At 59.2% G+C, this 4,016-nt stretch carries 5 protein-coding genes; all 5 read right to left on the reverse strand.

The window, feature by feature from the left end:
• Positions 1–99: 99 nt before the first annotated feature.
• A complete protein-coding gene (rpsP, locus tag ACTO5E_RS10420; protein WP_482303442.1) occupies positions 100–342 on the reverse strand; it encodes a 30S ribosomal protein S16 in 243 nt (80 codons plus the stop codon).
• Between the two features lie 290 nt (positions 343–632).
• Complete coding sequence (locus ACTO5E_RS10425) at positions 633–998, reverse strand: VOC family protein (protein WP_482303443.1); 366 nt, start codon at positions 996–998, stop codon at positions 633–635.
• A gap of 9 nt (positions 999–1,007) precedes the next feature.
• Positions 1,008–1,727: a GNAT family N-acetyltransferase gene (locus ACTO5E_RS10430; RefSeq protein ID WP_482303445.1), complete on the reverse strand. Its 720-nt coding sequence runs from the start codon at positions 1,725–1,727 to the stop codon at positions 1,008–1,010.
• An 11-nt stretch (positions 1,728–1,738) separates the two neighbouring features.
• Positions 1,739–3,091 carry a signal recognition particle protein gene (gene ffh / locus ACTO5E_RS10435; protein WP_482303446.1) on the reverse strand — a complete coding sequence of 451 codons (1,353 nt, stop codon included), beginning with the start codon at positions 3,089–3,091 and terminating at the stop codon, positions 1,739–1,741.
• A 240-nt stretch (positions 3,092–3,331) separates the two neighbouring features.
• Positions 3,332–3,700: a YlxM family DNA-binding protein gene (gene ylxM / locus ACTO5E_RS10440; RefSeq protein ID WP_482303447.1), complete on the reverse strand. Its 369-nt coding sequence runs from the start codon at positions 3,698–3,700 to the stop codon at positions 3,332–3,334.
• Positions 3,701–4,016: the final 316 nt, after the last annotated feature.

Here is a 4,016-nt window from a genome sequence, read left to right on the forward strand (position 1 = left end):
TCACTGGTGACCGCCACCTCCTCCGGCTTTTCCACCAGGCCGGAGGCAATGGCCTTCAACAGCTCCTGCATCGTTCTCCCTCCTTTCTCTCGGTTCCTCTCAGATCACGCCGTGCTTCTTGAACAGCTCCCGCACCGTGTCGGTGGGCTGCGCGCCGTTTTCAATCCACTTTTTGGCCTTCTCCGGGTCCACCTTCACCACGCTGGGCTCCTCCATGGGGTTGTAGTAGCCGATCTCCTCAATAAAGCGGCCGTCCCGGGGAAAGCGGGAATCCGCCACCACAATGCGGTAGAAGGGGTTTTTCTTGGCGCCCATGCGGCGCAGTCTGATTTTAACAGCCATGTTACTTTACCTCCATAAATGATTGAATGTAGTAGAAATAATATATTGAAAGGGGCCTGCACGCCAAAGGTATCGCCCCGGATCGTGCCTCCCTGTCCAAACCTGTTTAGGGTTCGTTTGAAAAATCGAAAACACCGTCTTTTTGGCCCAAAGCAGTCGCTTTCTGCGTTGAAAATCCTCGTCAATCGCAAGATTGACGTAGTTAGCGCAGCTAACTACAGCGGTTCTTCTCCTTGAAATCGCCTCCTTTGGACCAAAAATCCGGCATTTCCTCTATTTTCAAACAAGCCCTAGGCCTGCTGCCCGTCAAAGCAGCGCAAATACACCCTGTTCCCGTCCGGGTCGCGGACGCACATGCTCACCACGCCCCAGGACCGGGGGGTGGGGGGCTCCACAAGCTCCGCCCCCATGTCCCGCACCCGCCGGCAGGCCTGGTCCATGTCCGCCACCGTAAAGACCAGCACAGCGCTCTGGCCCCTGCGGGGGTGGTCGTCCCGCAAAATGGCCAGGCTGGTCTCTCTGGCCAGAACAAACTGATGCCCCCAGTTCTCCCCGTCCTCGCCGGGCAGAACCCCCAGCAGCCTGCGGTAAAAATCCGCCAGCCGGGGCACATCTTGGGTGAGCAGGCATACCTCGCCGATCCGCTGGATGTTCATGGGACCTCCCTACGGCCAATATGGTTGAAAGCCAACAGAAGTATACAACGCTGCCGCCACGCCGTCAATGGCCCGCACCGTGACGATTTCGGCTCCATGGGCAAAGGCGTCCTTCACGGCCCGGCAGCACAGGGCCCGGGCCAGGCCCTGCCGCCGGTGCTCCGGCAGTGTCGCCACGAATTCCAAGGAAGCCGCCTCCCTGTCCACGGCCGCAGCCGCCGCAGACAGCACCCGGCCCGCCGGGTCCCCCAGGGTATAACAGCGCAGCAGGCCGTCCCGGCACAGGGGATAGTGGTACTGGGGATGGATATCCTCTTTCCCGCCGGAGAGCACCTGATTCACCACCCCGGCCCACTGGGCAAACTCCTCCTGGGTTTTCACCTCTGTCACGGCCGGGTGGTCCGGCCAGTCCGGGCGCTCGCCCGCCAGCATGGCCAGATAAGACTCCCCCTCCGGGTCCGGCTCCGCCGCCTGGATTGGGTACTCCAAATCCCACCATACGGGCAGATCCAGAGCCTTGATTTCCGCAATAAGCTCCTGTTTCTGCTCTTGGGAGAGGCCCTGCAGGCGCACATTATACACAAAGCGGATGCCAAACACATCGCCCCTGGGCCGTACCAGAGAATAGCGGTCTCTCTGGACGATCTCCATGTGCTCCGCCCGGCCGAACAGGCTCACGTAATAGTTGGCACCCCGGTTGATATACCGGATGACCTCTTGGCTTGTCATGGCCTCTCCCCCTAAAACGGCATCCCGCCGCCCATATTGCCCAGGCCCCCCAGGCCGCGCATCATCTTCTTCCCCTTTTTGCCCCCGAACTGCTTCATCAGCTTCTGGGTCTGCTTGAACTGGTTTAGCAGCCGGTTCACGTCCTCCACCTTCTGGCCGCAGCCAGCGGCAATGCGCTTTTTCCGCGAGGCGTTCAGGCTGTCGGGATGGCTGCGCTCGTAAGGGGTCATGGAGAGGATAATGGCCGCGGTTCGGTCCATAATCCGGTCGTCAATATCCACATCGTCCAGCTTGCCGCCTATGCCCGGCAGCTTGGAGAGAATGCCCTTGATGGGCCCCATTTTCTTCACCTGCTGGAACTGGTCCAGCATATCGTTCAAGTCCAGCTTGTTGCTGAGCATCCGCTCGGCGGTTTTGGCGGCTGCCTTTTCGTCCATGCGCAGCTGGGCGTCCTCAATCAGGCTGAGCACATCCCCCATGCCCAAAATCCGCCCGGCCATCCGGTCCGGGTGGAACACTTCCAGCCCGTCCAGCTTTTCGCCGGTGCCCGCAAACTTAATGGGCTTGCCTGTCACCGCCTTGATGGACAGGGCCGCGCCCCCCCGGGTGTCGCCGTCCAGCTTGGTGAGCACCACGCCGGTAATGTCCAGCAGCTGGTCAAAGGTTTTTGCCACGTTCACCGACTCCTGGCCGATCATGGCGTCTACCACCAGCAGCACGTCTGTGGGGCTGACAGCCTCCTTCATCCGGCGGAGCTCCTCCATCAGCTCCTCGTCAATCTGCAGGCGGCCCGCCGTGTCGATGAGCACATAGTCGTGGCCGTAGTCCCTGGCGTGGCGCACCGCCTCTTTGGCAGTCTCCACCGGGTCCTGGGTTCCCCGCTCAAACACCGGGGCCCCTGCCTTTTCTCCCATCACCTGCAGCTGCTTGATAGCCGCGGGCCGGTATATGTCGCAGGCCGCCAGCAAGGGCCGGTGGCCCTGGCTTTTCAGCAAATAGGCCAGCTTGGCCGAATAGGTGGTTTTACCCGCGCCCTGCAGGCCGCACATCATAATGACAGCCGGGGGATGGGCGGGGCTTTTCAGCCGCTCCTCGCTGCCGCCCATTAAGGCGGTCAGCTCCTCGTTGACAATTTTAATCACCATCTGGGCCGGGGTCAGGCTCTCCATCACCTCAGAGCCCACGGCCCGTTCGGTGATTTTTCCGGTGAGCTCCTTGGCCACCTTGTAGTTTACGTCCGCTTCCAGCAGGGCCAGGCGCACCTCACGCATGGCCTCTTTTACGTCGGCCTCGCTGAGCTTGCCCTTGCCCCGCAGCTTTTTAAAGGAATTGCTCAGCTTTTCCGCCAAGCCCTCAAAAGCCATCCGGCTCACCTCTCCTCTGTTTCCGCCCCGGCGTCCAGGCCGGGGGTCGTCCTCCCCCAGCCTGCCCAGAGCCCTCAGAACCTGTTATCCATAGCCGTTGAACGCCGGGGGGACGGGTCTTTTGCCGTCCTGCTGCGTTAAAAAATCTTGAAATACGGCAAGTATTCCTGCGATTTTTTGCCTTGCAGGGCGACAAAATCCCTCGCCACTCCGGCATCCTCCGCCTATGAATACAGGTTCTCAGTCTCGCTCCACAATCTCCTTGCACAGGTCCAGAATGCGGGCGACCCGCAGGTCGATCTCCTCCACGCCGCTGTGCAGGGCGTTCAGCTCCTGAATGTCCAGCGCGCAGTCGCAAACCGCCTCCAGCTTCTTCTGCATATCCTCAAACCGGCGGCAGAGACCCAGCCCTTCCTCCATCTCCGTCAGCTGCTGCTCCGCCCGCTTAATGGCGTCCCGCACCCCCTGGCGGCTGATGTCCCGGTCGGCGGCGATCTCCGACAGGGACATGTCCTGGTTATAATAGGCGTCCACCGCCTCCCGCTGGGTCTCAGTGAGCATCTCTCCGTAAAAGTCCAGCAGATAGGAAATCCTCAGATCCTTTGCCAAGCCGGTCCTCCCCCTCCTCCTGTAAAGCGACCATCTTTACACCAGATGATTATACACCAGCCCGACTGTTTTGTCAACAGGATTCCCGCAAAAAAATAGGCTCTTTCCTTTTTTCACGATTTCTTGTATAACGGCGCAGCATCATCACAATGACTGGGCCTCTATATTATATATAGAAGGAGGGGGGATTTCCCGCTGCATTCGCCGAAAAAAATAATATTATTTTTATTTTATTTTTTGTTTCTACTTCTCCCAACAAGGGCGGCACAAGAAGCCCCTTCCTCTGAATCTGAAAAAAATACTATTATTTTTATTT

The sequence above is a fragment of the Acutalibacter sp. genome (assembly GCF_056800975.1).